This is a genomic window from Halomonas campaniensis, from assembly GCF_014193375.1.
In the GTDB taxonomy this organism is placed as follows: Bacteria; Pseudomonadota; Gammaproteobacteria; order Pseudomonadales; family Halomonadaceae; genus Halomonas; species Halomonas campaniensis.
In genome coordinates this window covers 1-24,173 of sequence record NZ_JACHZF010000003.1, presented here as the reverse complement: position 1 = coordinate 24,173, position 24,173 = coordinate 1, and the positions used below count along the sequence as shown (strand labels likewise).

The window sequence follows — 24,173 nt, the reverse complement described above, 5'->3', positions numbered from 1 at the left end:
CTCGTTCCCCCTCAGGCGCCGTTGTTGACCAGATGGCACTGGCTCTCGGAGAGCGGACGGAAGGCCTCCTCGGCGGGAATGGTGCGCACCAGCTTGAACAGGTCGTCCTCGTCGGCGGCTTCCTCCGGCGATTTCACCTCCACCAGGTACATGTCATGCACCATGCGGCCGTCCTCGCGGATATAGCCGCCCGTGGTGAAGATGTCGTTGACCGGGGTCGCGGCCATCTGCTCGCGTACCGCCTGGGCCTCGTCGGTGCCGACGGCATCGAGCGCCTGCAGGTAGTGGAGGGTACTGGAGTAGAGGCCGGCATGGACCTGGGTGGGCATGCTGCCGGTGCGCTCGCGGAAGCGTTCGGCCCAGGCGCGGGACTCCTCGTCGCGGTCGTAGAACCAGGCGGTGGTGAACTGCAGGCCCTGGGCGGCATCGAGCCCGATACTGCGCACGTCCGTGCTGAACAGCACCATGCCGGCCAGGATCTGGCCCGCCTGGGTGATGCCGAACTCGCCGGCGGTGGTGATGGCGTTGATGGTGTCGGAGCCGGCGTTGTTCAGGGCGATCACATCGGCGCCGGAGGCCTGGGCCTGGAGCATGAACGACGAGAAATCGTTGCTCGGGAAGGGGTGGCGGGCGCTACCGACGATGGTGCCGCCATTCTCGACAACGACCCGCTCCACGTCGGCTTCCAGGGCGTGGCCGAAGGAGTAGTCGGCGCTGAGCAGGTACCAGTTGGGGTTGCCCTCCTGGGTGATGGCGCGGGCGGTACCGTTGGACATGGCCCAGGTGTCGTAGACCCAGTGGATATGGTTGGGCGCGCAGCTCTCGTTGGTGACCCCGGAGGAGACGGCGCCGTTGACCAGGCCCAGGCGGTTCTCCTCTTCCAGCAGCTTGACCGCGGCCAGGGTGACCGAAGAGGCCACCAGGCCGGTGACCATGTCGACGTTCTGCTGGTCGATCCACTCGCGCACGACGCTGGAGCCCACGTCGGCACTGTTGCGGTCATCGGCGCTGAACAGCACGATCTCGGCGCCCTGGATGTTGCCGCCCATCTCGTCGACGGCCATCTGGATGGCATCCAGGCCCAGGGGGCCGATCGGGTCGCGGTAGACGCCTGACATGTCGGCCAGGTAGCCGATACGGATCTCGTTGTCGGTGAAGTCGGCGGCCCCGGCGTGGGAGGCGAGCATGACGGAGGCGGCGAGGGCGCCCAGGGCGAACTGGCGGGTTGTGGTCATGGAATGGCCTTTGCGTTGTTGTTGTGTACTGATGTTGTGTACCGATGTTGTCTACCGTTGTTGTGTACTTCGGAGCGTGCTTCGAGCTGACGCTCAGGCCCCATGGTAGGAACAAAGATCGGGGAGGGGTTGATCGATCGGGCCAGGTTTTATGCATTTCCTGCCAATGTGTGCGGCTATATTGCCGAGCATGCTAATGATCTCGACGAATAGTCGACATATGCGGCCAGAGGGGCGGGTGCCGGAAGCTCGAATGACGCAAACGTCAAGGGGCGCCCGAAGGCGCCCCTTGACGTGTTGGCCAGGCCGGTCGTTCAGTGGCTATGGCCGTGGCCATGATCGTCGTGGTCGTCTTCGTCATGGCCAGGGTCGTCATGGCCCGGCTGGGCCAGGGCGTCATGCAGGGTCCGGGCGTTGTGGCGCATCATGCCGAGCCAGGTGCTGGCCTCGCCTTCCGCGGCCAGGGCGTCGGCGTAGAGGGTGCCGGCGATGGGCAGGCCGGTCTCCTCGGCGAGCTGGTTGATGATCGCCGGGCTGGTCATGTTCTCGTGGAACAGCGCCTGGACGTTCTGCTCGCGGATCACGTCGATCAGTCGGGCCATGTTGGCGGCACTGGGCTCCGCCTCGGTGGAGAGCCCCTGGGGGGAGAGGAAGCGCAGGCCGTAGGCACTGGCGAAGTAGCCGAAGGAGTCGTGGCCGGTGATCACGCTGGTGGAAGCGGGGATCTCGCCGAGCAGTTCGCGGATCTCGGCGTCGGTGGCGTCGATCTCGTTGATGTAGCGCTCGGCGTTGGCGGTGTAGGCCTGGGCGTTGTCCGGGTCGGCCTCGATCAGGCCGTCGCGGATATTGGCCACGTAGACGCGGCCCATGGCCAGGTCCTGCCAGCCGTGGGGGTCGTCGTCGCCATGGTCGTGTCCCTCATGGCCGTGGTCGTCGTGATCGTCATGGCCGTGGTCGTCGTGGTCGTCGTGGCCGTCGTGGCCGTCGTGCTCGTCATGGCCATGGTCGTCGTGGGCCGCCGCCACCCGGTCGATGCCCGCGGTGGTGACGACCAGCGGCCCGGCATAGTCGCTGGCGTCGATCAGCCGCTCCATCCAGCCCTCGAACTGCAGGCCGTTGAACACCACCAGGTCGGCCTCGGCCAGGGCGCGGGCATCGGTGGGGCGCGGCGAGTAGACATGGGCGTCGCTGTCGGGGCCGACCAGGGAGGTCACCTCGACGTGCTCGCCGCCGACGTTCTCGACCATGTCGGCCAGGATGCTGAAGCTGGTGACCACCTGTACGCGCTCGGCGGCGAAGGCGGCAGGCAGGGCCAGCAGGGTGGAGACGCCGAGCAGGGCGGCGGAGGCGTTCACGATGCGCATGGGGCAGGGGTCCTCGAGTCTTGTAAAGCAGGGCCAGTTCAGTGGGATTCGGGAGCACCCAGCGGCGCGGCGCGGCGCTGCAGGCGCTCGCGCAGGCTGTGGTGTCGGCCGAGCAGGGCCGAGAGCAGGTAGGCCGCGCCGGCCAGCAGGATGATCGCGGGGCCGGACGGCAGGCTCAGGTGGTAGGAGAGCAGCAGTCCGCCGGTGCTGGCGACCATGGCGATGCCCACGGCGATGCCGATCAGCCCCTCGAGGCGCTTGCTCCAGAAGCGTGCCGTGGTGGCCGGCAGCATCATCAGCCCCACCGCCATCAGGGTGCCCAGGGTCTGGAAGCCGGCGGTGAGGTTGAGCACCACCAGCCCCAGGAAGGCGCCATGCACCAGCCCGCCGTGGACGCCCTGGCCGCGCAGGAACAGCGGGTCCAGGCACTCCACCACCAGGGCGCGGAAGATCACCGCCAGGATGACCACGATCAGGCTGCTGATGGCGGCGATCAGCACCAGGGCGGTGGTGTTCACGGCGAGGATCGAGCCGAACAGCACGTGGGTGAGGTCCACGCTGCTGCCGCCCAGCGACACCAGCATCACCCCCGCCGCCAGCGAGATCAGGAAGAAGCTGGCCATGGCGGAATCCTCGCGATGGCCGGTCATCTGCGACACGCTGCCGGCGAGCACCGCCACCAGCAGCCCGGAGAGGATGCCGCCCAGGCTCATCATCGGCAGCGAGAAGCCGGCGAACAGGAAGCCCAGCGCCACGCCGGGCAGGATGGCGTGGGCCATGGCGTCGCCGATCAGGCTCATGCCGCGCAGCATCAGGAACACGCCCAGCGGCGGGGCGGCCAGGGAGAGCGCCAGGCCGGCCACGAAGGCGCGCTTCATGAAGCCGTAGTCGAAGGGGGCGAGCAGCCAGGCGTCAAGCAGTTCCAGCATCGAGGGCATCCGGGAAGGTCAGGGGCAGGCGCGGCGCCCGGGGCGGCTGGCCGGCGTAGCGGTCGAGCAAGGAGTCGGGGCTGACCCAGCGGCCGTGGCCGCCGGCCAGGAAGAGCACGTCGTCGGCCAGGCGCGAGAGCTGCTCCATGTCGTGGAGCACCACGACGATGGTGACGCCCTGTCGGGCCATGTCGCGCAGCACGTCCATCAGCACGTCCACCGTCTCGATGTCGACGTTGGCGAACGGTTCGTCGAGCAGCAGCAGCTCGGCCTCCTGCATCAGGGTGCGGCCGAGCAGGGCGCGCTGGCGCTGGCCGCCGGAGAGCTCGCCGAGCTGGCGGTGGGCCAGGTGGGAGATGCCCAGCCGCGCCATGATCTCGCGGCCGCGGCGGTAGTGGGCCGCACAGTAGCCCTTCAGCGCGCCGTGGCTGGGCCAGGTGCCGGTCATGATCAGCTCTTCCACGCTCATCGGGAAGGTGAGATCCAGGGCCAGCTGCTGGGGCAGCCAGGCGCGCCGTTCCCTGGGCACCTGGCACTCCACGCTGCCGGCCACCGGGGCCAGCATGCCCATGATCGCCGAGATCAGGGTGCTCTTGCCGGCGCCGTTGGCGCCGATCAGCGCGGTGATGGCGCCGTCCATGAAGCGGCCATCCAGGTGCTCCAGGATCGTCCGGCCGCCGCGGGCCAGCTGCAGGTCGTGCAGTTGCAGGCGCGACATCAGGACCACCACCCGGCGGCCCAGGAGACCGCCAGCCACAGGCCCGCCAGGGGCGCGGCCACCAGCAGCAGGCGGCGGGTAGCGGCCAGCGACATCAGGGAGAAATGGCAGGGCCCTTCCGGGCGATGCCGGTGCGTGCGATGTGCCATGGGGAAGACCTCCGAAAACTGGCGGAGGTTATAACATAACAAAGCGGCCGCTGACCACTCCCCCGAGCACGTCGCGGGCGGGTCAGTAGCGCAGCGCCACGCCCAGCTGGTTCGGTGCCACCAGCAGGGCGACCTCGCCCTCGAGCTGCAGGTCGCCGAGCGACACCCGCACCGGCTGGAAGCGGTTCACCGCGGCGGTGGCCTGGCGCGGCTGGGTCTGCAGCTGCAGCTCGCTGATCAGCATGCCGGTGGCGAAGTTGATGGCGCCGTCGCGCTCGCGGCCGTCGCCCACGGCGATCAGCAGCCCCGCCGCGGTATTGATCGCCAGCGAGCCGAGCCGGGCCTCCAGGCTGCGCCGCCGGCGCTCCTCGGCGGCGACCGACTCCAGCAGGGCCCGGGCGCCTTCGATATCGCCCCGCTCGGCGGCCTCGAGCTCGCGAAGGGCGGCGGGGTGCGGCTGGCGGTCGAGGAACATGCCGCCCAGGGCGAGGGCCGACTTCACCACGCCGACGCGGGCGTCGTAGCGGTCGTCGCGGTCGCTCGCCTCGCTGGCCTGCCAGGCGTTCAGGGCCAGGCTGCCGGCATAGAAGGTGGTCCAGCCCACCTGCCAGGTATTGGCATGGCGGGCGCCGTCGGCCAGGGCGGCCTCGTAGGCCTGCCACTCGGCGTCGGGCGACTGGGCCAGGGCGGGCAGCGGCAGCAGCAGGGCGAGCAGGCAGGCCGCGGCGGGGCGGCGCAGGAAGGGGAGCAGCAGGGACATGGAACGTCTCCGGGTCAGCGATGGCTCAAGCGTAGCACCGGCGGGCCCTCCCCGGGGTGCCGGGTGCGCTACAGCCCCAGGGCGCGGCGCATCACCTGGCGCTTGGCGGGGCCCAGGTGGTCGGCCACTGCCAGCCCGGCGGCGCCGGCCTGGCGCAGCGGCTCCGCCCCGGTGAAGACGCGGTGGAAGGCCGTCATGGCGGCGATCATCGCCAGGGTCTGGGGGCGTCGCGCGCGGGCGTAGCCGGCCAGCAGCCCCTGGCCCCCGGGGTCCTGCCCCGCGCGAAAGGCCGCCACCACCCGCTCGCTCAGCTCCGCGGCATCCTGAAGCCCCAGGTTCAGGCCCTGGCCGGCCAGCGGATTGATGACGTGGGCGGCATCGCCCACCAGCGCCAGGCGCGGGCGCACGTAGCGCTCGGCGTGACGCCCCCGGATGGGGAAGCTGGCGCGCCCCAGCACCGCCTCGAGGCCGCCCAGCCGCTCGGGGAAGGCCCGTTCGATGGCCAGGCGCAGCGCCTCGTCGTCCAGCGCCTCGCGCTCGGCGGTGGCCTCCGGGCTGCCGTACCACACCAGCGAGGCGTGGTGGCCGGGCAGCGGCAGCATGGCCTGGGGCCCACCGGGGGTGAAGCGCTGCCAGCTGACGTCCTGCTGGGGCAGCCGGGTGCGCACGTTGATGATCAGCGCCCGCAGGCCATGGTCCTCGTCGCGGGTGGCGATGCCGGCCAGCGCGCGGACGCGGGAGCCGGCCCCGTCGGCGCCCACCACCAGCCGGGCGGCCAGCAGCCGGCCGCTGTCCAGCTCCAGCAGCGTGCGATGGCGCCCCGGCAGCCAGGCCACCGGCCCGGCATGGCAGTGGGTCGCCACGCCGGGCAGTTCGGCCAGCCGCTGCCACAGGGCGCGGCGGATCACCCGATTCTCCACGAAGTGACCGAAGTCCGGCAGGCCCAGGTCGGCGGCGCCGAAGTGCACCTGGCGCCGTTCGGTCTCGTCGCTCGCCTCGATATGGCGGAACGGGCAGCGGCGTGCCTCAGGGATGAAGCCCCAGGCGCCCACGGCCTCCAGCAGCCGCTGCGAGGCCAGGTTCAGCGAGGAGATGCGCAGGTCGAAGGGGGCGTCGTCGGCGACCGGCTCGGGCGGCCTGCCGCCCTCCACCAGCGCCACCGCCATGCCGGCCTGGCCCAGCGCCGCCGCCACGGCCGCGCCGACCATGCCGCCGCCGACGATGATCGCGTCGAGGGTGTCATCCATCCGGCTGTCTCCTCCCACTTGATGTGGATGTCATCAAAGTGTCACATAGGCGCGTTAGCGTGCGCGCAGTGACACGGAACCGTCATCAAACCGTCACGAAGGGATCCTTCACCCACACGGCAGACCGCTCATGTCGAATCTCGGACCTTCCCCCGATAGTCCCGCCCTCTCCCGCCAGGCGCCGCGCGAGGTGCCGGCGTGGCTGCGGGGCCTCTACGCCGGCCTTTGCCTCTACCTGTTCCTGGCCGCCCTCAACGTGCTGGGCGCGGGCCTCGGCACCTTCGGCAGCGACAGCGACCTGCTGACCCGCGCCTTCGCCTACGGCGAGAACCCCTTCATCGCCCTGATGGCCGGCGTGCTGGTCACCATGGTCGTGCAGAGCTCCTCCTTCACCTCGGCGCTGATCGTGACCCTGGTGGCCAGCGGCGAGATGACCCTGGGCACCGCGGTGTTCGCCATCATGGGGGCCAACATCGGCACCGCGGTGACCGGGGTGATCGTGGCCCTGGCCAACGTGCGCATCAAGCGCAACTTCCGCCGCTCCTTCACCGCGGCCATGATGCACGACTTCTTCAATATCCTCACCGTGCTGATCGTCTTTCCGATCGAGTGGCTCACCAGCCTGTTCCACGAGGGCGGCCGCGGCCTGTTCACCCGCCTGGCCGGCTGGCTGGCCGAGCTGATCGGCCTGGAGGAGGTCGCCAAGCCCAGCAGCCCCATCAAGGTGATCACCGCGCCCATCGTCGATGCCGCCAACTGGCTGGGGGCCGCCCTGATGCCCAGCGTCGCGGCCGCCGGGCTGCTGGTGGCCGGCCTCGGCCTCGCGCTGATGTTCGCGGCGCTGGTGTTCATGGTGCAGAACCTGCGCGGCGCCCTGCTGCGCCACATGGACGGCCTGTTCCGCACCTACTTCTTCCGCACCGACGCCCGCGCCTATGGCGTCGGGGTGGTCTCCACCGTGCTGGTGCAGTCCAGTTCCATCACCAGCAGCCTGATGGTGCCGCTGGCCGGGGCCGGGGTGGTGCGCCTGCGCCGGGTGCTGCCGTTCATGATGGGGGCCAACCTGGGCACCACCGTGACCAGCGTGCTGGCCGCCACCGCCAACCCCATCGCCGCGGCGATGACCGTGGCGCTGTTCCATGTCATCTTCAACCTGACCGGCACCGCCATCTGGTGGCCGCTGCGGGTCATCCCGCTGCGCATTGCCACCTGGTACGGGCGCCTTGCCGGGCAGAAGATTCGCTACGCCTTCCTGTTCCTGATCGGCGTATTCCTGGTGGTGCCGCTGGTCGGCATCACCGCCACCGAACTGTTCATGAGCCTGCGCTGAGCGCGGCCAACCGGGAGGTTCCCCATGTTCAAACAGCTCTATAGCGCGCTCACCTCGGAAAACACCATCGACCAGGCCTACACGGACCTGACCCGGATGCTCGAGCACGGCGCCTGGATGTTCTCCCGCGCCAACGAGGTGCTCTACAGCACCGTGGCCGCCGAGGAGGTGCGCGGGCCGCTCTACGAGCGTGACCGGGCCGTCAACGAGCTCGAGCGCTCCATCCGCCGCAAGGTGCTGCGCCACCTGACCGTCAACCCCGGCCACGACGTGGCCATCTGCCTGGCGCTGATGAGCGTGGCCAAGGACGCCGAGCGCATCGGCGACTACTGCAAGAACGTCTTCGAGGTGGGGGCCTTCTACAGTGAGGGCTTCCACGTGCCGCGCTACCAGCAGCCGCTGGACGAGATGGCGGAGCGGCTCGCCGGGCTCTTCCAGGAGCTGATCGCCGCCACTCGTGACTCCGACGAGGCCAGGGCCCACCGGGTGATCACCGCCACCCGCGAGATCCGCGGCCGCTGCGACGACCTGATCGAGGCGCTGCTGCGCGAGGAGGAGGCGATCGAGTTCCACGAGGCGGTGGCCTACTCCCTGCTGGCGCGCCACTACAAGCGGGTCGCCTCGCACCTGGCCAACATCGCCACCGCGGTGACCGGCCGGCTGGAGGACCTGGACTTCCCCAGCGACGCCGACGACCGCGCCCTGGACTGAGGCCGACCCGCCAGTGGGAGGCCCCAGGTTGCCTCTCAAGTCTCCACAAGGCTTGAGTATGCTGGTGGGAGCTGGGCTTTGCCCGGCGAATGGCGCCGAAGGCGCCCCGGCGGCCTGCCGCTGACAGCGAGAACCCCGCGCCGGCTAACGCCGGCGCGGGGTTTCGCGTGAAGGCGGGCCCTCCCGGTGCTCCCGGCACTCGGCCCCCCGCACTCGGCAGGCGCCGGGCGCCTCAGATCGCCACCCAGCGGCCCGAACGATAGCGCTCCAGCCCGGCGTGGTTGCGCCGGCACAGCCAGAGCCAGCCATGGTTGACCAGCTGGGCCACGGCCGCCTGGCGCGCCAGCACCGCCTTGATCCGCTCCCGCGGGGCATCGACCACCACCGTCAGGCGCTGCGGCTCGTGGCGCCACGCCGTGCCGTCGTGCAGTGACTGCAGCGGCAGGCCGATGCGCAGCTGCGGCGAGTTGCCCTCGATCACCCCGACATGGCCCCCCACCACCGAATGCAGCAGCTTGTTGCCGGCGCCGTACAGCGAGGGGGCGACGACCGAGGCGAAGTACTGCAGGTTGATCCAGCTAGCCACCAGCATAGGGGCGGTCATCAGCGCCTCCAGCATTCGGCCGTCGGGATCGCGCTGCGGGTCATACTCGTGCAGGAAGACCCGTCCCTCCAGGTCGAGGCCCTGGCTGACCGCGCGGGGAGCCAGCAGCAGGGCGGCGTTGTTGGCCAGCCCCCACTCGGGGCGCGGCTGCGACCAGTCGCCGCCGCGCTGCCGCAGCGCCTCGAGGCGCTCCTCATCGCCGGTCGCCGCCACCCCCAGCGCCGTCGCGCGCTCCTCGCGGGTCGCCTGTCCGGCTCGTTCCAGGGCCTGCTCGAAGCGCCCCAGCAGGGGCGCCAGCGCCTCCGGCACGGCATCGGTGTCCAGCAGGGTGACGCGGTCGGTCAGGGTGCAGTGGGTGGCGGCCAGCACATGGGTGGTGGCGGGCAGGGCCACGCCACGTTCCGCCAGGCCCCGGCGCACCTCGCGGTCGTTGAGCAGTCGCGCGGCGAGCCGGGCATTCACCCCGCCCCCCTGGCCGCCGCAGGCGCCGCAGGTGAGCCCGGCGTGATGCGGGTTGTTGTCGCTCGCCGAGTCATGCCCCACGAGCACCAGCAGCGGCGCCACGACGGCCCCCGGCCCCAGGGCCTCGAGCAGCCCCCGGGCCAGCGCGACGCGCTCCTCCAGCGCGAGCGGCTCGCCACCATAGGTATGGAAGGGTCCCTCCAGGGGAGGCGTGGCCGTCGCCGGCGCCGGGCGGCGGCGGCTGTCCTTCAGCAGCTTCCAGCCCCAGGCCAGGCCGGTGGTCTCGACCAGGGTGAAGGTCGACAGCGCATGGTACTTGGCATGGCGGACGCTCTGGCGCCTGGCCTCCTGCCGGTAGCGGCGGCGGTGAAGCCGGGCCAGCGGGGGTGCTTCCTCCGTGCGATAGCTCGGCGTCAGCAGGCCGGGTACCCGGGGCAGGGCGCGTTCGGGCCCGGCAGCGACATGGGTGATCGGCATGCCGAAGAAGCCCGCCACGCCCAGGGTGGCGATCTCGGGCGAGGCCCCCTCGAGATGACGCCGCAGCCGCTCGGAGCGGACATCGATGCAGAAGGCCGCCTGCACCCGTGCCGGCTCCTGTCGCGGCGACGGGGGCCGCGCCAGGGTCGCCGCCAGGCGGCGCTGGTAGCCCAGCTCGAAGGCGCATTGCCAGCACCAGAGGTCGGCCCGGTCGGCTCGGGAAGGGGGAGACGACGCCCACTGCGCCTGCCAGCGGCGGCGCTCCGGCGCCTCCAGCGCGTCGAGGCCCAGCCACTCCCAGGCCAGCAGCACCACCATCAGCTCGTCGATGCCGGCGTGGCGCGCGGCGCCCGGCGTGTGCCAGGCCAGCCCCTGGCACCACGAGGCCCAGCCGTTGACCCGCAGCAGCAGGGCATGGGCCAGCGCCTCCAGGCCTTCGGGTGACAGCGCCAGCGCCTCGAGCAGTACCTCACGCGCGTCCGTCGCGTCCGGTGGCAGCGTCTCGACGCACCGGCGCCGCGCGGCGGTCATGCGCCGGTCGTGGCGGGTCTGGGTCCTCCACCAGCCGTAGAGGGTCTCGTCCAACTCAGCTGCCCAGCGCTGCTGGTGGTGATCGAAGTAGCCGGCGCACAGCTCGGCGACCGGTTCGAAGGGGTCGCGGCCCGCCGACTGGCCACTGCCGTCATCCCGGGCGGCCAGCTCCCAGGCGCTCGCCAGCTGCCGCGGCGGAGTGTCGGGCCGTTCCAGCCGTGACGTCAGCGATGCCTCGTCCAGCGGCGAGTCGCACAGCGCGATGGCCTCGCGCAGGTCCTCGGGGCGGATGCGCCCGCTCTCCCAGGCCTGGCGATAGAAGGCAACCGGCATGGTCAGGGTGACGCCCGCCCGCCCGGCGAGGCGCTCCTCCGCCTCCTCGATGGGCAGGTCCCGCAGGCCCCACCAGGGGTTGACGGCGATCCAGCGGTCGAGCGGCCAGGTGGGGGCGATGCACTCGGCGGCACGGGCCAGGGCCTGGTGGTGTGCCTCGGTCACGTTCGGCCTGGCAGCGGGGGCAACGGCGGTCATGACCACTCTCCTCTGACGGTGACGGTATCGACCCGGCGGGTGGCCGGGAGGCGCTGGCACATCAGGTGATCGATGCTGCGCTCGAGCGGCAGGTGGGCGTAGAGGCCCTGGCGGAAGTGGATACGCCAGCGGACCACGGCGGGGTGATGGGGGCGCAGCGTGACCGCCAGGGCCAGGCCGACCAGCGCCATCAGCATCGCGGCGCCGAGCAGGGCCGATGCCGGGCTCAGCGGTTCCGCCGCCAGCGGCAGCGCCGGCGAGACCAGGGCGTGCAGCAGGGCATAGAGCGGCACCAGGGCCAGGGCCATGGCGGCCAGGGCCAGGCGCTGGCGCAGGCCGAGTCCCGCCGGCATGCCCAGCAGGGCCCCGCCCACGGCCAGCACCAGCAGCGCACCGAGCACCGGGTTGTGGCTGACCAGCTCCGGCCAGGCCAGCAGCACCCCGGCCGCGGTGCCGCCCGCCAGGCCGGCCATGAGCAGGCGCTCCCGTGAGGGGGCCGGGGTCAGCCGCGAGCAGCGTGCCGCGCGCACCGTGCGGCCGCTGGCGAGGAAGGAGTGGGCCTTGTAGAGGGAGTGGGCGAGCAGGTGCACCAGCGCCAGGGTATAGGCGCCGAGGCCGATCTCGAACAGCATGAAGCCCATCTGGGCGCAGGTGGACCACGCCAGGGCGTGCTTGACCGAGGCCTGGGTGAGCATGGTCAGCACCGCCACGATGGCCGTGGTGCCGCCGATGGCGATCAGCAGCAGGTGCCCGGGGGTCAGGCCGTCGAACAGCGGGTAGAGGCGCAGCCAGATGAAGCCGCCCAGGTTGATCACGCCGGCGTGCAGCAGCGCCGAGACCGGGGTCGGCGCCTCCATCACCTTCATCAGCCAGCCGTGCAGCGGCAGCTGCGCGCACTTGCACAGCGCCGCCAGCGCCAGGGCCACGGAGGCAGCCGGAAGGGCCCATCCTTCGCCGGTCGAGGCCTCGGCGGCGGCCAGCAGCACCGGCAGTTCGAAGCTGCCGTAGTGGTGGTAGATCAGCAGCACCGCCGCCAGCAGGGCGAGGTCGCCCAGGCGACTCACGGCAAACTTCTGCCAGGCGGCACGCTGCGCCTCGACGCGCTCCGGGTAGAGGGTCAGCAGGTGGTGCAGCGCCAGGCTGACGCCGACCCAGGCCACCAGCATCACCAGCAGGTGATGGGTAAACACCAGCAGCATGACGCTGGCCAGCACGACCAGGCACCAGGGCAGGAAGCGGGCGCGCCCCTCGTCGCCCTGGAGGTAGCCATCGGCGAAGCGCAGCAGCACCCCGCCGAGGAAGCTGATCAGCAGCGCCATCCACACCGCCAGGCCGTCGGGATAGAGGCCCAGGGGCGCGGCGGCTTCGGGCAGTCCCGTGGCCACCCCGGCGGCGTCGGCCACCAGCAGGCCGCCGATCAGCGCGCTGGCGAGGAAGCTGCCGGCCATCAGGATCTGGCCGATCCGCCAGCAGCGCTGCTGGCGTTCGGGGGCGGCCAGGCGGATGCACCAGCCGGCCAGGACCAGCAGCGCAACCGGCAGCGCCAGCCAGGCCGCCAGCGACGCATGGACCACCATCTGAAGCAGGGTCGTCATGGTACGGCTCCTTTGTGAGACATCCGCCGTACTATGACCCCGTCGTTCTGATGCAAAAAATAGTTTATAAAGAAGCTATTGTTCGTTAAAAAAGAAGATAGCCGCAGATATCGCCGCCGGGCGTCGAGGCCAGGGATGAAGCTCAACTATCACCACCTCTACTACTTCTGGCAGGTCGCCCGGTCGGGCCACCTGACCCGCACCGCCGAGGCCCTGCACGTGTCGCAGTCCTCCCTCTCCCACCAGATCCGCCAGCTGGAGGAGCGCCTGGGGCAGCCGCTGTTCGTGCGGGAAGGGCGCCGGCTGCGCCTCACCGAGGCCGGCCGGCTGGCATTCGACTATGCCAACGCCATCTTCCGCCAGGGGGAGGAGTTGGCCGCGCTGTTCAGCGAGGGCGGCCAGGCGCTGCGCGAGGTGATCCGGGTGGGGGCCGTGGGGACGCTGTCGCGCAACTTCCAGGAGGAGTTCCTGCGCCCGCTGCTCGATCGCGAGGACCTGGAGCTGAGCCTGCAGAGTGGAGGGCTGGACGAGCTGCTGCGCCGCCTCTCCGCCCACCGGCTGGATGTGGTGCTGGCCAACCAGCCGGTGCGGGGCGATGACCAGCATCCATGGCGGTCGCAGCGGCTGGCGCGCCAGCCCGTCAGCATCATCGGGGCGTCGAGCCTTGCCCCGCTGCCGGCCTTCCCCGACGGGCTGCGCGGGCGCGGCCTGATCGTGCCCGGCCCCGACAGCACCGTGCGCCATGCCTTCGAACAGCTGTGCGACTACCATCGCCTGGCGCCCCACATCATCGCCGAGGTGGACGACATGGCCATGATGCGCCTGCTGGCCCGCGACACCTGCCACCTGGCGGTGATGCCGCCGGTGGTGGTGCGCGACGAGCTGCGCGCCGGCACGCTGACCGATTTCGGCGCGCTTCCCGGGGTCTTCGAGGAGTTCTACGCCATCACCATTCGCCGACGCTTCGAATCGCCACTGCTCAAGCGCCTGCTGAGCCAGTCGAGCGAGGCACTGCTGCCGGCCCGGTGAGGCGCGGGCGCTACGGGAACGCCTCGGTATCGATCTCGGCCTGCAGCGCCTCGCCGTAGCGTTCGCCCGCGACCCGGTCCGGGGTCAGCAGGGTGTCCAGCCGCGCGACGGTCACCGGCGCCAGGCGCAGGCCGTCCGCGGCCAGGTTCTCGCGCATGTGGGCCACCGAGCGGGTGCCGGGGATCGGCAGGATGTCGTCGCCCTTGGCGCGCAGCCAGGCCAGGGCCAGCTGGCCGCTGGTGACCTCGTGCTCCCTCGCCACCGCCTGGAGCTCGGCCAGCTGCGACAGGTTGCGGGGCAGGTTCTCGGCGCTGAAGCGCGGCATGCCGCGCCGCACGTCGCCCTCCGCCAGCGGGGTGTCGGCCTGGATCGCCCCGGCCAGGAAGCCGCGCCCCAGGGGGCTGAAGGCCACGAAGGCGGTGTCGGCCTCGCGGCACGCCTCGATCACCGCGATCTCGGGGTTGCGGGTCCACAGCGAGTATTCCGACTGCACCGCGGCGATGGGGTGTTCGCTGCGGGCGCGGCGCAGGGTGGCCGCCGAGACCTCGGAGAGCCCGATGGCGCCGATCTTGCCTTCCGCCACCAGCCGGGCCAGGGCGCCCACGCTCTCCTCGATGGGCACTGACCGGTCCCAGCGGTGCAGGTAGTAGAGATCGATGTGGTCTGTCTTGAGGCGTTCGAGACTCGCCTCGCACTGCTGTCGGAGCGTCTCGGGGCGCCCGTCGATCACCTTGCGGCCGAGCTCGGGGTCGAAGGCCATGCCGCACTTGCTGGCCAGCAGGATCTCGTCGCGCTTGCCCGAGAGGGCCTTGCCCACCAGCCGCTCGTTGGCGGTGGCGCCGTAGAGTGTGGCGGTATCGAAGTGGCGGTAGCCCATGTCGAAGGCGGCATCGAGGGCCTTCAGCGCCTCGGCCTCGGGCACCGGCTGGCCGTAGCCATGGGAGAGGTTCATGCAGCCCAGGCCGATGGCGGGCGAGGCGAGGGCCTGGAGTCGGGAAAGCAGCGTCATCCTGGGGTTCCTTGTTATCGGCGTTTGCGGGCGATGAACTGCACCACGGCGCCCGGACCGGTGTGGCCGCGGCCCTCCACCACCTCGCGCTCGCACTCGCGGCTGAGCGCGATCTCGAGCTCGGCGAAGGCCGCGTCGAGCTCGGCGGCGGTGGGGGTGCGGTCCGGGGTGTCCGGGCCGCCGGTGTCGCGGGGCACCTGGTCCGGCGTGTAGGCCTCGAGGATCAGCACGCCGCCGGGCTTCAGGGCGCGGATCACCTGGCGGTGCAGGTGGGGGCGGCCCGCCGCCGGCACGTGGCAGAAGATCGACACCACCGCGTCGTAGGACTCGGGCTCGAATTCGTGGGCGGTGAGGTCGGCGTGCAGGGTGGTCAGCGCCACCCCCTTCTGCTCGGCCAGCCGGGCGGCCTTGCGCAGGCCCACCGAGGAGGCGTCCACCGAGGTGACCCGGTGGCCGAGCCCCGACAGGTAGACGCCGTTGCGCCCCTCGCCGTCCGCCAGGCAGAGCACCCGCCTGGGCGGCTCGCCGATCAGCGCGGCCTGCTCGCGCAGGAAGTCGTTGGGTTCGATGCCGTAGAGATAGTCATCCGTGCTGTAGCGTTCATCCCACATGGGGCGCTCTCCCGTGGTGGTGGGCCAGCCCATGAGAGTAGCAAGATCGGCTGCAAAAGGGGCGGGCGCGCCGAGGGAGGCGGCATCGGGCGGCGGTCCTGCCGTGCGCTTTTGGTCGAATGCCGCCGGCCAGGGTTGCCGGGTGTGCGGTATGGTAGGCCGCTACCCGGCCACGCCGGCCCCAGGGCCCGCGTGGCCTGCCTACCATCACAGGGACCCACGGAGCGCCAGGCATGGCCAACCCCTTTCCTCTCTCCCCGCGCTACCGCGTGCTGCTGGCCGGGGTGTTCAGCCAGATCCTCTGCATCGGCGTGGCGCGCTTCGCCTACACGCCGCTGCTGCCGCTGATGCAGCAGCAGACCTGGCTCTCCGATGCCCAGGGCGGCTGGCTGGCCGCCCTCAACTACGCCGGCTACATGCTCGGCGCCCTCACGGCGGCCTCCATCCACAGCATCCGGCTCAAGGACACCCTCTACCGCCTCACCCTGCTGCTGGCGGTGCTCTCCACCGCCGGCATGGCCCTGGCCGACAGCTTCTGGCTGTGGGCGGCCATGCGCTTCGTGGCCGGCTTCTCCAGCAGCGGCGCCATGTTGCTCGCCTCCGGGTTGATCCTGCACTGGCTGATCAGCCACGGGCAGCGCGGCGAACTGGGCATCCACTTCGCCGGGGTGGGGCTGGGCATGCTGGTGGCGGCCCTGGCGGTGGAGCTGATGCTGGGCCTGGCCCTCGACTGGCAGGCCCAGTGGTGGGGCTTCACCGCCTTGGCCGCGGCCCTGCTGGTGCCCGCCTGGCGCTGGCTGCCGCGCCCCGCCAGGCCGGTGGAGGGCGCCGGCGGCAGCGGGCAGCGAGCGGCGAAACCGCCGACCCGCACCTTCATGCGGCTGATGCTGGCCGCCTACTTCTGCGCCGGCTACGGCTACGTGATCAGCGCCACTTTCATCGTGGCCATCGTCGAGCGCGAGCCGCTGCTGGCCGGGGCCGGCAACTGGACCTTCGCCCTGGTGGGCCTGGCCGCGGCGCCGGCGGTGATGCTGTGGGACCTGATCGCCCGGCGCATCGGCTACCTGGGCGCGCTGATCGCCGCCATGGCCCTGCAGGTGGTGGGCATCGTGCTGCCGGCGCTGACCAGCAGCCTGGCCGGCGTGCTGCTCAGCGCGGTGCTCTACGGCGGCACCTTCCTGGGCTGCGTGAGCCTGGTGCTGACCATGGCCGGCCGGCTCTACCCGCAGAGCCCGGCCCGGCTGATGGGGCGCATGACCCTGGGCTACGGCGTGGCGCAGATCGTCGCCCCGGCGCTCACCGGCATGCTCGCCGAGGCTAGCGGCCACTACAACACCGGCCTGTGGCTGGCCGGCGGCTTCGTCGCCCTGGGCGCGCTGCTGCTGATCTGGCTGCGCCTGGTGGACCGGACCGCCCAGCGGCTGGATGCCGAGGCGAAGGCGACCATCACCCCCAGCTAATCCATGCGGCAAGGGCCTGGCGGTTGGCAATCTCGACCTGCTGGGCCCGGGGTTCGGTTTCCACATGATGGGGGTTCACGCCCAGCTCGCGCAGCGCGTAGAGCACCAGCGGGCCCCGGCATGACAGGGTGAGTTCGCCTTCGTCCATCCCGTAGTCCGCGGCAATCAAGGCCCTTTCCCGGGATGACAACCGCCTGTCGGGGATCAGGCGTACTTCGACCCGTGTATGCCAGTCCTCATCCTCGGCGAGCCCGTGGTCATCCAGCATGTCGCCACACGGCTCCGGCACGCCACGGAAGCGGCTCAGCACGAAGTCCCGGTAGTCGCGATGCTTCTCGCAGAAGGCTCGCACATGCCAGCGCCCCGCCGCGAACACGAGGGTATGCGGCACGATGATCCTGTCTTCGCCCATGGGGCTGGTGAAGGAGGCGTAGTTGACTTCCAGCCGTTGCCCTTCGCGGGAGGCCTTGACCACCTGCCGCACGACCTGTGGTGACACCACACGGCTCGGCATCGGCAGCGCCTCGGTGTTCGCCGCGCCGAGTCCCAGACCCGTGAACGGCGATGCCAGCTGCTGGTGGGTGCCCAGCAGATGTAGGTACTCCTCGACCCGACCCTGGGTGAAGGAAGGCGAGAATTGCGCGGTGGGCAGGAAGCCCTTGCGCGACTCGTCATAGGCCAGGTTCCCTGGCACCCGTTCCCGATAACGACGCAGCACCTTCTGCGCCTGCTGGCGCCCGATGCCGAAGGCTTCGCCGATCTGCGAGGCCACCACCCGGCCCTCCCACAGCGCCAGGATCTCGATCAGCCGATAGCGGGCCAGGGTGTCCCAGCCGGGAGCCGGAGTGTCGGGCATGGGTAGACGCCTTTCATCCATGGTGAAAAACCCAGCATGACGCAAGTCAGCGTCGGGTTGAAGAATACGCTGGTCGTATGACCAGTGGGTGGCGAGGAGGTCTTAGGGGTGCTTAGCTGTGTAGAACGATAATAGAAACCAGCAGGGATGCATGTTCTACGCACACTCCACATCCACGACGGATAAATCCGACTGGCAAGGGCTGGAAGATCACCTGAAGTCGGTTGGCCGCCTCGCGGCAGAGCGGGCCGAACGCTTCGGTGCTGGCCCATGGGGCGAGGCCGCAGGACTGCTCCACGATATCGGCAAGTACACCATCCCTTTTCAGCGCCGCCTGGAAGGCTCGCCCGAGCGAGTCGACCATTCAACAGCCGGGGCACATATCGCGCTTGAACAATATCCACAGGTGGGCCATCTGCTGGCCTACCTGATCGCCGGCCACCACGCGGGGTTGGCCAATGGTCGGGATATCGGTGAGCGCACGCCGCTGAAGAATCGATTGGAAGCGGACTTGCCTCCCCTCGATTCGGTATGGCAGCAAGAGGTCGCCTTACCCGATGAGCTGTTGCCCCCGGCACATTTGCAGCAGCGTCGCGACAGGGCCTTCTTCCAGTACGCTTTTCTGACCAGGATGCTGTTTTCTTGCCTGGTCGATGCCGACTTCGTCGATACCGAGACCTTCTACTCTCTGCACGAGAAAGGCATCACTCTTGCGCGAGGCGGTAGGCCGACGCTGGACGTGTTGCGTGATGCCCTGGATCAGCGTCTGGCCACCTTTCAGGCAGACAGCGACGTCAATCGTCTCCGCGGTGAGATCCTCTCCCATGTGCGTGCCCAGGCCGAACTGTCGCCTGGCAGGTTCTCGCTGACGGTACCGACCGGTGGCGGCAAGACGCTGGCTTCGCTGGCATTCGCTCTCGATCATGCCATCACCCACGGCATGGATCGGGTGATCTACGTGATTCCGTTCACCAGTATCGTCGAGCAGAACGCCGCCGTGTTTCGCGATGCGCTGGGGGAGCATGGCGAGGCGGCGGTTCTGGAGCACCATAGTGCGTTCGACGCCGGCAACCAGAGTGACCGCAATACCATCGACAAACTCCGTCGCGACAGCGAGAACTGGGATGCACCGGTCGTCGTCACTACGGCGGTGCAGTTCTTCGAGAGCCTGTTTGCCGCCAAGAGCTCGCGCTGCCGAAAGTTGCATAACATCGCAGGCAGCGTGGTGATCCTCGACGAGGCACAGACCATTCCCCTGCCGCTGCTGCGGCCCAGTGCGGCGGCATTGGATGAGCTAGCGCTGAACTATCGCACCAGTGTCGTGCTGTGCACCGCGACCCAGCCGGCGCTGGCCGAGACCGACGATCCTGAGCGTAGTTTCGTCGGTGGTTTGCGTGACTTGCGGGAGCTGGCGCCGGAGCCGGATCGCCTATACCGCGACCTCAAGCGCGTTACCGTGCGCCATATCGGCACTTTGGACGATGAGGCGCTGCGCGATGAGCTGCTCGCGACCGAGCAAGTGCTGTGCATCGTCAACAACCGTCGTCACGCCCGGGCCCTGTTCGAATCGATAGCGGATCGGCCCGGTGCCTATCACCTCACCACTTCCATGTGCGCCGTGCATCGCCGCCGGGTGCTAGCCGAGATGCGTCAGGTCCTCAAGGCAGGGCAGCCCTGCCGAGTCATTTCCACATCGCTGATAGAGGCTGGCGTCGATGTCGACTTCCCTCGCGTGTTGCGCGCCGAGGCGGGGCTGGACTCTATCGCCCAAGCGGCCGGGCGTTGCAACCGCGAAGGTAGGCGCTCAGCGGCGGACAGCGACGTGGCGATATTTACCAGCGCCAACGAGGACTGGGCGCCGCCGCCTGAGCTCAAGAAGTTTGCACAGGCTACTGTCGAAGTTCTTAGGCGCCACGGAGACGACCCCCTGTCGTTGGCGGCGGTAGAGGCCTATTTCCGGCTGCTGTACTGGCAGCAAGGCCCTCAGGAGCTGGATAAGCACGGTTTGCTGAAGCTGGTCGAAGATGGCCGTATCGAAGGGCTGCCCTTCGATACCCTGGAGCAGAAGTTCCGAATGATCGAGAACAACCAGCGTGCCGTGATCATTCCCTTCGACGACACGGCACGTGCTGCACTGAGAGAGCTGGCGTATGCCGAGGGGGTAGGTAGCATTGCTCGCAAGCTGCAACCCTATACGGTGCAGGTCCCGCAGCAAGGCTTTGCCGCGCTGGAGCGGGTGGGTGCCATCGCGGCTGTCGAACCCGATAAGTTCGGCGAGCAATTTATGGTGCTGGTCAACGAGGACCTCTACGACGAGCACATGGGGTTGAACTGGAGCGATCCGACGTTTCGTTCCGGTGAGTCTAATATTTGGTGAAACCAATACCAATCATCAGGGAACAAGGAGCAGCAGATGACATATGGAGTTCGTCTGCATATCTGGGGGGATCGGGCCTGTTTCACACGGCCAGAAATGAAGGTCGAGAGGGTTTCCTACGATGTGATCACGCCTTCCGCGGCACGCGGTATCCTGGAGGCAATACACTGGAAGCCAGCGATTCGCTGGTGCGTGGATCGTATCCATGTGCTGAAACCGATCCGTTTCGAGTCGTTGCGCCGTAACGAAGTGGCAGGAAAGCTGCCCGCCTCCACCGTCTCCAAGGCGATGAAGTCAGGGCGTGTCGATGATGTGGCCTACTTCGTCGACCAGAACCGTCAGCAGCGTGCTGCCACGATCTTACGTGATGTCGGTTATTTGATCGAAGCGCACTTCGAGTTCACCTCGCGTGCCGACGAGAACGATACTCCCGGCAAGCATCTGGATATCTTCAACCGCCGCGCCCGGCAGGGGCAGTGTTTCCATATGCCGTGCCTGGGCACACGAGAGTTTCCCGCCAGTTTCATCCTGATCGAAACTGAGGAAGCCATGCCATCCGTGGATAAGCAGTTGTCCGGTGAGCGGGACCTTGGCTTTATGCTACACGATATCGACTTCTCCAATGGCAAGATGCCACGTTTCTTTCGCGCCAGGATGCTGGATGGCGTGATTGAGGTGCCACCTTTCGAGGAGGCACTGGCATGATCCTTACGGCTCTCAATGACTACTACCAGCGGCTGGCAGATGAAGACAAAGTGCCGCTGCCAGGCTTCAGCAGCGAGAAAGTTAGCTTCTGCCTGACCTTTTCCCAGGTGGGGAAGCCGCTACAGGTTGTCGATCTGCGCGATACCTCAGGAAAGAAGCCTCGACCAAGCCCTTGCCAGGTACCTGTGGACAAGCGGCGTACCTCGGGCATCCACGCCTATCCGCTGTGGGACAAGACCGCCTATGCCCTTGGTGTTACTGCTGGTGAAGGCAAGCGTCTGACCGATGAGCATGAGGCATTCAAGGCGCGCCAGTTGGCGCTGTTCGGCGAGAGCGATGATCCCGATTTGATGGCCTATTTGAGACTGCTGGATCAATGGCAGCCGGAGCGGCTCTCTGAGTTACCCGGATATAGCGAAGAGGTCTTGGATACCAACGTCATATTCCGGCTCGATGGCCAGCGGCAGTATCTGCATGAGAACCGGGAAGCGCGCCGGCTATGGGGCGCTGCGTTGGAAGGCGGCGAAGGGGTGTCGGGGCAGTGCCTGATAACCGGCGATATTGCCCCCTTGGGCACCGACCATCCCGCGATTAGGGGCGTCAGAGATGCACAGTCATCTGGAGCATCGCTAGTTTCGTTCAACAGCGATGCCTATGAGTCCTACGGCTACAGCAAGAACCAAAACGCCTCTATCTCCAAGGCCGCCATCTTCGGCTACTCAACGGCGCTGAATTATTTGCTCCGGGGCGATACTGACAACCACCAGCGCTTGCAGATCGGTGATGCGACGGTGGTGTTCTGGGCCAAAGGCAGGGATAGGGCACGTGCCGAGGCCGCCGAGGGCTTTTTCGCTATGCTCAACGAACCGCCCAGCGATGAGCAGGAGGCCGCCAAGCTAGGCACCCTGATGAAGCAGGTCTCCGAGGGACGCATCCTGTCAGAGCTCGATCCGAAGCTGGAAGCGGATACCCAATTCTTTGTGCTCGGGCTAGCCCCTAACGCGGCGCGCCTATCGGTGCGCTTCTGGTATGTCAATAGCCTGGAGCACCTGGCGCAGCACTATGCCCACCACCACCAAGACATGTCGCTAGAGCCTTCTCCCTGGAAAGGTATAACGCCGGGAGCGTGGCGGCTTGTACTGCAGACGGCACCTATTCATGGCGATAGGCCGAAGTCTGATGATGTGCTGCCGCAGCTCGCAGGGGAGCTGATGCGCTCCATTCTGACGGGATCACGCTATCCACGGTCTTTACTTAATAACATCATTATGCGATTTCGCAATGACGGCAAGGTAAGCGGTATTCGAGTCGCACTCTGTAAGGCGGTACTCGCGCGCGAGGCCCGCCTTATGTTGCATTCGAACTTAACCACGCAGGAGGTGCCCGTGAGTCTCGATCCTCATTCCACCCACCCCGGCTATTTGTTGGGCAGGCTATTCGCCGAGTTGGAAAGTGCTCAGCGCGGTGCGCTTGGCAGCGAGGTGAATGCCACTATTCGTGACCGCTATTACGGTGCCGCCTCGGCGACACCGGCCAGCGTCTTCCCCATGCTGTTGCGCAATGTTCAGCATCATTTGTCGAATATGCGAAAGAAGGACAAGGGTGGGCTGGCGTACAAAATAGAAAACGAGATCGCTTCAATCATCGATGGGCTGGGCGAAAAGTTCCCAAGGAGCCTGCGTATCGAGGAACAAGGGCGTTTCGCGATTGGTTATTACCATCAATCGAAAGCCCGCTTTGCCAATAAAGAAAGCGCCACTAAAAACGCAGAAGCTGAGCAGGGAGAGTCAGAATGAGCGCCATCGCCAACCGTTACGAATTCGTGCTGCTGTTCGACGTCACCAATGGCAATCCCAATGGTGATCCGGATGCCGGAAACCTGCCGAGGCTCGATCCGGAGACCAATCAGGGCCTGGTGACCGATGTCTGCCTCAAGCGCAAGATCCGCAACTACGTCGCCCTGGAGAAGGAAGAAGACGCCGGCTACGCCATCTATATGCAGGAGAAGTCGGTGCTCAACAACCAGCACAAGAAAGCCTATGATGCGCTCGACATCAAGCCCGAGGCCAAGAAGCTGCCGAAGGATCAGGCCAAGGCGCGCGAGCTGACCGCCTGGATGTGCCAGAACTTCTTCGATGTGCGTACCTTCGGCGCGGTGATGACCACCGAGGTCAATTCCGGCCAAGTGCGTGGCCCGGTGCAGATGGCCTTTGCCAACTCCATTGACCCGGTGGTGCCGATGGAGGTCTCGATCACCCGCATGGCGGTCACCAACGAGCGCGACCTAGAGAAGGAGCGCACCATGGGCCGCAAGCACATCATCCCCTATGGCCTCTATCGTGCGCACGGTTACATATCGGCCAAGCTCGCCGAGCGTACCGGCTTCTCGGAAGACGATCTCGAGCTGCTGTGGCGTGCGCTGATCAATATGTTCGAGCATGACCGCTCGGCCGCCCGGGGTGAGATGTCGGCACGCAAGCTGATCGTCTTCAAACATGACCACCCGATGGGCAATGCTCCAGCACACCGGCTGTTCGACAGCGTGAAAGTCGTGCGTGTCGAAGGCGAAGAAAATACACCGGCTCGTCACTACAGCGACTATCGTGTATCCATCGATGCCGAGGCCTTGCCGGCCGGGGTCAGTGTTGACGAGAAGCTATAGGCGAACCGGATGGAGGATGACGTTCGCCTGATCCCGCTCTCGGCGCTGCAGCATATGCTGTTCTGTCCACGCCAGTGTGCGTTGATCCACCTCGAACAGGTGTGGGCGGAAAACCGCTACACGGCGGAGGGACGAATCCTCCATGAGCGTGCTGATCATATTGGACATGAGCGTCGGCGCGGCATTCATACCGCCATGGCGCTGCCGCTGGCCAGTGAGGAACTGGGGTTGACCGGAGTTGCCGATGTCGTCGAGTTCGATGAGTCCCAGCAACCCACAGTAGTCCGCCCCATCGAGTACAAGCGTGGCCGGCCCAAGGCACATCGCGCTGATGAGGTACAGCTGTGCGCCCAGGCGCTATGCCTGGAAGAGATGCTGGATGTATCGATTGAGCAGGGCGCGCTCTTCTATGGCAAGACCCGGCGACGCAAAATCGTCGTGTTCGACGACGAGTTACGGGCACTGACCCGGCGTGTTATCGCCGACACTCGCACGCTGTTCGATAACAACCGTACGCCGCCCGCCGTCTATGAGGCCAAGCGCTGTAACCACTGTTCGCTGATCGATGCCTGTCAACCTCAAGTGATGGGAAAGAAGCGATGCCTGTCAAGATTGTTGGAACCTGGAATCAGGCGGCTTCTAATCGCTGATCGCGTTGAACCAGCGGGTCTTCCTGGTCCGGGTTCAGCCAGACCGTCCGGCGCGGTGTCCAGTTCCGAGTGGAACCGCTCCACCGACCGGGATGTTGCCGTTTCGCCTCGGCATAGATGGCGTCTCGCCTGGCCAGCACTTCGTCATCCTGGCCAGCATGCCGCTCACCC

The 24,173-nt window shown here is 67.9% G+C and carries 21 protein-coding genes; 9 read left to right on the top strand and 12 right to left on the bottom strand.

Annotated features, from left to right (window positions below; all coding sequences use genetic code 11):
- Positions 1-11: 11 nt before the first annotated feature.
- The 7 genes from BDK63_RS02135 to BDK63_RS02105 form a co-directional block, all read right to left on the bottom strand.
- Complete coding sequence (locus BDK63_RS02135) at positions 12-1,235, bottom strand: ABC transporter substrate-binding protein (RefSeq protein ID WP_183329678.1); 1,224 nt, start codon at positions 1,233-1,235, stop codon at positions 12-14.
- Positions 1,236-1,549: 314 nt separating this feature from the next.
- Complete coding sequence (locus BDK63_RS02130; protein WP_183329677.1) at positions 1,550-2,599, bottom strand: metal ABC transporter solute-binding protein, Zn/Mn family; 1,050 nt, start codon at positions 2,597-2,599, stop codon at positions 1,550-1,552.
- Between the two features lie 38 nt (positions 2,600-2,637).
- Complete coding sequence (locus BDK63_RS02125; protein WP_183329676.1) at positions 2,638-3,528, bottom strand: metal ABC transporter permease; 891 nt, start codon at positions 3,526-3,528, stop codon at positions 2,638-2,640.
- A complete protein-coding gene (locus BDK63_RS02120; RefSeq protein WP_183329675.1) occupies positions 3,512-4,246 on the bottom strand; it encodes a metal ABC transporter ATP-binding protein in 735 nt (244 codons plus the stop codon). The genes BDK63_RS02125 and BDK63_RS02120 overlap by 17 nt, the downstream gene beginning before the upstream one ends.
- Positions 4,246-4,395 carry a hypothetical protein gene (locus BDK63_RS02115; protein WP_183329674.1) on the bottom strand — a complete coding sequence of 50 codons (150 nt, stop codon included), beginning with the start codon at positions 4,393-4,395 and terminating at the stop codon, positions 4,246-4,248. The genes BDK63_RS02120 and BDK63_RS02115 overlap by 1 nt, the downstream gene beginning before the upstream one ends.
- A gap of 82 nt (positions 4,396-4,477) precedes the next feature.
- Positions 4,478-5,155: a hypothetical protein gene (locus tag BDK63_RS02110; RefSeq protein WP_183329673.1), complete on the bottom strand. Its 678-nt coding sequence runs from the start codon at positions 5,153-5,155 to the stop codon at positions 4,478-4,480.
- A 68-nt stretch (positions 5,156-5,223) separates the two neighbouring features.
- A complete protein-coding gene (locus tag BDK63_RS02105) occupies positions 5,224-6,402 on the bottom strand; it encodes an FAD-dependent monooxygenase (RefSeq protein ID WP_183329672.1) in 1,179 nt (392 codons plus the stop codon).
- A 130-nt stretch (positions 6,403-6,532) separates the two neighbouring features.
- Between BDK63_RS02105 and BDK63_RS02100 the strand changes: the two genes are divergently transcribed.
- Entirely contained in the window at positions 6,533-7,732 is a 1,200-nt protein-coding gene (locus BDK63_RS02100) for a Na/Pi cotransporter family protein (protein WP_246385699.1), read from the top strand.
- A 24-nt stretch (positions 7,733-7,756) separates the two neighbouring features.
- A complete protein-coding gene (locus BDK63_RS02095) occupies positions 7,757-8,443 on the top strand; it encodes a phosphate signaling complex PhoU family protein (protein WP_183329671.1) in 687 nt (228 codons plus the stop codon).
- 232 nt (positions 8,444-8,675) lie between these two features.
- Here the strand turns inward: BDK63_RS02095 and BDK63_RS02090 are convergent, their stop codons facing one another.
- Both BDK63_RS02090 and BDK63_RS02085 read right to left on the bottom strand, forming a co-directional pair.
- Complete coding sequence (locus BDK63_RS02090; protein WP_183329670.1) at positions 8,676-11,048, bottom strand: putative inorganic carbon transporter subunit DabA; 2,373 nt, start codon at positions 11,046-11,048, stop codon at positions 8,676-8,678.
- Entirely contained in the window at positions 11,045-12,643 is a 1,599-nt protein-coding gene (locus BDK63_RS02085) for an NADH-quinone oxidoreductase subunit L (RefSeq protein ID WP_183329669.1), read from the bottom strand. The genes BDK63_RS02090 and BDK63_RS02085 overlap by 4 nt, the downstream gene beginning before the upstream one ends.
- 135 nt (positions 12,644-12,778) lie before the next feature.
- Between BDK63_RS02085 and BDK63_RS02080 the strand changes: the two genes are divergently transcribed.
- Positions 12,779-13,672: a LysR family transcriptional regulator gene (locus tag BDK63_RS02080; RefSeq protein ID WP_183329668.1), complete on the top strand. Its 894-nt coding sequence runs from the start codon at positions 12,779-12,781 to the stop codon at positions 13,670-13,672.
- Positions 13,673-13,682: 10 nt separating this feature from the next.
- Here BDK63_RS02080 and BDK63_RS02075 read toward each other — a convergent pair whose 3' ends face one another.
- Together BDK63_RS02075 and BDK63_RS02070 are read right to left on the bottom strand one after the other, a co-directional pair.
- The gene (locus tag BDK63_RS02075) at positions 13,683-14,681 is read right to left on the bottom strand and encodes an aldo/keto reductase (RefSeq protein ID WP_246385696.1); all 999 of its coding nucleotides are present in this window, start codon (positions 14,679-14,681) and stop codon (positions 13,683-13,685) included.
- Positions 14,682-14,695: 14 nt separating this feature from the next.
- Positions 14,696-15,292 carry an SAM-dependent methyltransferase gene (locus BDK63_RS02070; protein WP_183329667.1) on the bottom strand — a complete coding sequence of 199 codons (597 nt, stop codon included), beginning with the start codon at positions 15,290-15,292 and terminating at the stop codon, positions 14,696-14,698.
- A gap of 233 nt (positions 15,293-15,525) precedes the next feature.
- Between BDK63_RS02070 and BDK63_RS02065 the strand changes: the two genes are divergently transcribed.
- Positions 15,526-16,752 (top strand): YbfB/YjiJ family MFS transporter, encoded by a 1,227-nt coding sequence (locus BDK63_RS02065; protein WP_183329666.1) that lies wholly within the window; start codon positions 15,526-15,528, stop codon positions 16,750-16,752.
- Here BDK63_RS02065 and BDK63_RS02060 read toward each other — a convergent pair.
- Positions 16,739-17,608 carry a WYL domain-containing protein gene (locus BDK63_RS02060; protein WP_183329665.1) on the bottom strand — a complete coding sequence of 290 codons (870 nt, stop codon included), beginning with the start codon at positions 17,606-17,608 and terminating at the stop codon, positions 16,739-16,741. The two genes, BDK63_RS02065 and BDK63_RS02060, sit on opposite strands and share 14 nt — an antisense overlap.
- A gap of 151 nt (positions 17,609-17,759) precedes the next feature.
- On the opposite strand from BDK63_RS02060, the gene BDK63_RS02055 reads away from it, so the two are divergent.
- The 5 genes from BDK63_RS02055 to cas4 form a co-directional block, all read left to right on the top strand.
- The gene (locus BDK63_RS02055) at positions 17,760-19,985 is read left to right on the top strand and encodes a CRISPR-associated endonuclease Cas3'' (protein WP_183329664.1); all 2,226 of its coding nucleotides are present in this window, start codon (positions 17,760-17,762) and stop codon (positions 19,983-19,985) included.
- Between the two features lie 36 nt (positions 19,986-20,021).
- Positions 20,022-20,690, top strand: coding sequence for a type I-C CRISPR-associated protein Cas5c (gene cas5c, locus BDK63_RS02050; protein WP_183329663.1), 669 nt, complete (start codon positions 20,022-20,024; stop codon positions 20,688-20,690).
- Positions 20,687-22,486 (top strand): type I-C CRISPR-associated protein Cas8c/Csd1, encoded by a 1,800-nt coding sequence (gene cas8c, locus BDK63_RS02045; RefSeq protein WP_183329662.1) that lies wholly within the window; start codon positions 20,687-20,689, stop codon positions 22,484-22,486. Before cas5c ends, cas8c begins: the two co-directional genes overlap by 4 nt.
- Positions 22,483-23,352 carry a type I-C CRISPR-associated protein Cas7/Csd2 gene (cas7c, locus tag BDK63_RS02040; protein WP_183329661.1) on the top strand — a complete coding sequence of 290 codons (870 nt, stop codon included), beginning with the start codon at positions 22,483-22,485 and terminating at the stop codon, positions 23,350-23,352. The genes cas8c and cas7c overlap by 4 nt, the downstream gene beginning before the upstream one ends.
- Before the next feature lie 9 nt (positions 23,353-23,361).
- The coding region (gene cas4 / locus BDK63_RS18770) for a CRISPR-associated protein Cas4 (protein ID WP_425485920.1) at positions 23,362-24,173 on the top strand (812 nt) is incomplete at its 3' end.

Bases quoted from the DNA above. Each gene is read 5' to 3' on its own strand.
- BDK63_RS02135 (WP_183329678.1), bottom strand. From the start codon at position 1,235: ATGACCACAACCCGCCAGTTCGCCCTGGGCGCCCTCGCCGCCTCCGTC.
- BDK63_RS02130 (WP_183329677.1), bottom strand. From the start codon at position 2,599: ATGCGCATCGTGAACGCCTCCGCCGCCCTGCTCGGCGTCTCCACCCTG.
- BDK63_RS02125 (WP_183329676.1), bottom strand. From the start codon at position 3,528: ATGCTGGAACTGCTTGACGCCTGGCTGCTCGCCCCCTTCGACTACGGC.
- BDK63_RS02120 (WP_183329675.1), bottom strand. From the start codon at position 4,246: ATGTCGCGCCTGCAACTGCACGACCTGCAGCTGGCCCGCGGCGGCCGG.
- BDK63_RS02115 (WP_183329674.1), bottom strand. From the start codon at position 4,395: ATGGCACATCGCACGCACCGGCATCGCCCGGAAGGGCCCTGCCATTTC.
- BDK63_RS02110 (WP_183329673.1), bottom strand. From the start codon at position 5,155: ATGTCCCTGCTGCTCCCCTTCCTGCGCCGCCCCGCCGCGGCCTGCCTG.
- BDK63_RS02105 (WP_183329672.1), bottom strand. From the start codon at position 6,402: ATGGATGACACCCTCGACGCGATCATCGTCGGCGGCGGCATGGTCGGC.
- BDK63_RS02100 (WP_246385699.1), top strand. From the start codon at position 6,533: ATGTCGAATCTCGGACCTTCCCCCGATAGTCCCGCCCTCTCCCGCCAG.
- BDK63_RS02095 (WP_183329671.1), top strand. From the start codon at position 7,757: ATGTTCAAACAGCTCTATAGCGCGCTCACCTCGGAAAACACCATCGAC.
- BDK63_RS02090 (WP_183329670.1), bottom strand. From the start codon at position 11,048: ATGACCGCCGTTGCCCCCGCTGCCAGGCCGAACGTGACCGAGGCACAC.
- BDK63_RS02085 (WP_183329669.1), bottom strand. From the start codon at position 12,643: ATGACGACCCTGCTTCAGATGGTGGTCCATGCGTCGCTGGCGGCCTGG.
- BDK63_RS02080 (WP_183329668.1), top strand. From the start codon at position 12,779: ATGAAGCTCAACTATCACCACCTCTACTACTTCTGGCAGGTCGCCCGG.
- BDK63_RS02075 (WP_246385696.1), bottom strand. From the start codon at position 14,681: ATGACGCTGCTTTCCCGACTCCAGGCCCTCGCCTCGCCCGCCATCGGC.
- BDK63_RS02070 (WP_183329667.1), bottom strand. From the start codon at position 15,292: ATGTGGGATGAACGCTACAGCACGGATGACTATCTCTACGGCATCGAA.
- BDK63_RS02065 (WP_183329666.1), top strand. From the start codon at position 15,526: ATGGCCAACCCCTTTCCTCTCTCCCCGCGCTACCGCGTGCTGCTGGCC.
- BDK63_RS02060 (WP_183329665.1), bottom strand. From the start codon at position 17,608: ATGCCCGACACTCCGGCTCCCGGCTGGGACACCCTGGCCCGCTATCGG.
- BDK63_RS02055 (WP_183329664.1), top strand. From the start codon at position 17,760: ATGTTCTACGCACACTCCACATCCACGACGGATAAATCCGACTGGCAA.
- cas5c (WP_183329663.1), top strand. From the start codon at position 20,022: ATGACATATGGAGTTCGTCTGCATATCTGGGGGGATCGGGCCTGTTTC.
- cas8c (WP_183329662.1), top strand. From the start codon at position 20,687: ATGATCCTTACGGCTCTCAATGACTACTACCAGCGGCTGGCAGATGAA.
- cas7c (WP_183329661.1), top strand. From the start codon at position 22,483: ATGAGCGCCATCGCCAACCGTTACGAATTCGTGCTGCTGTTCGACGTC.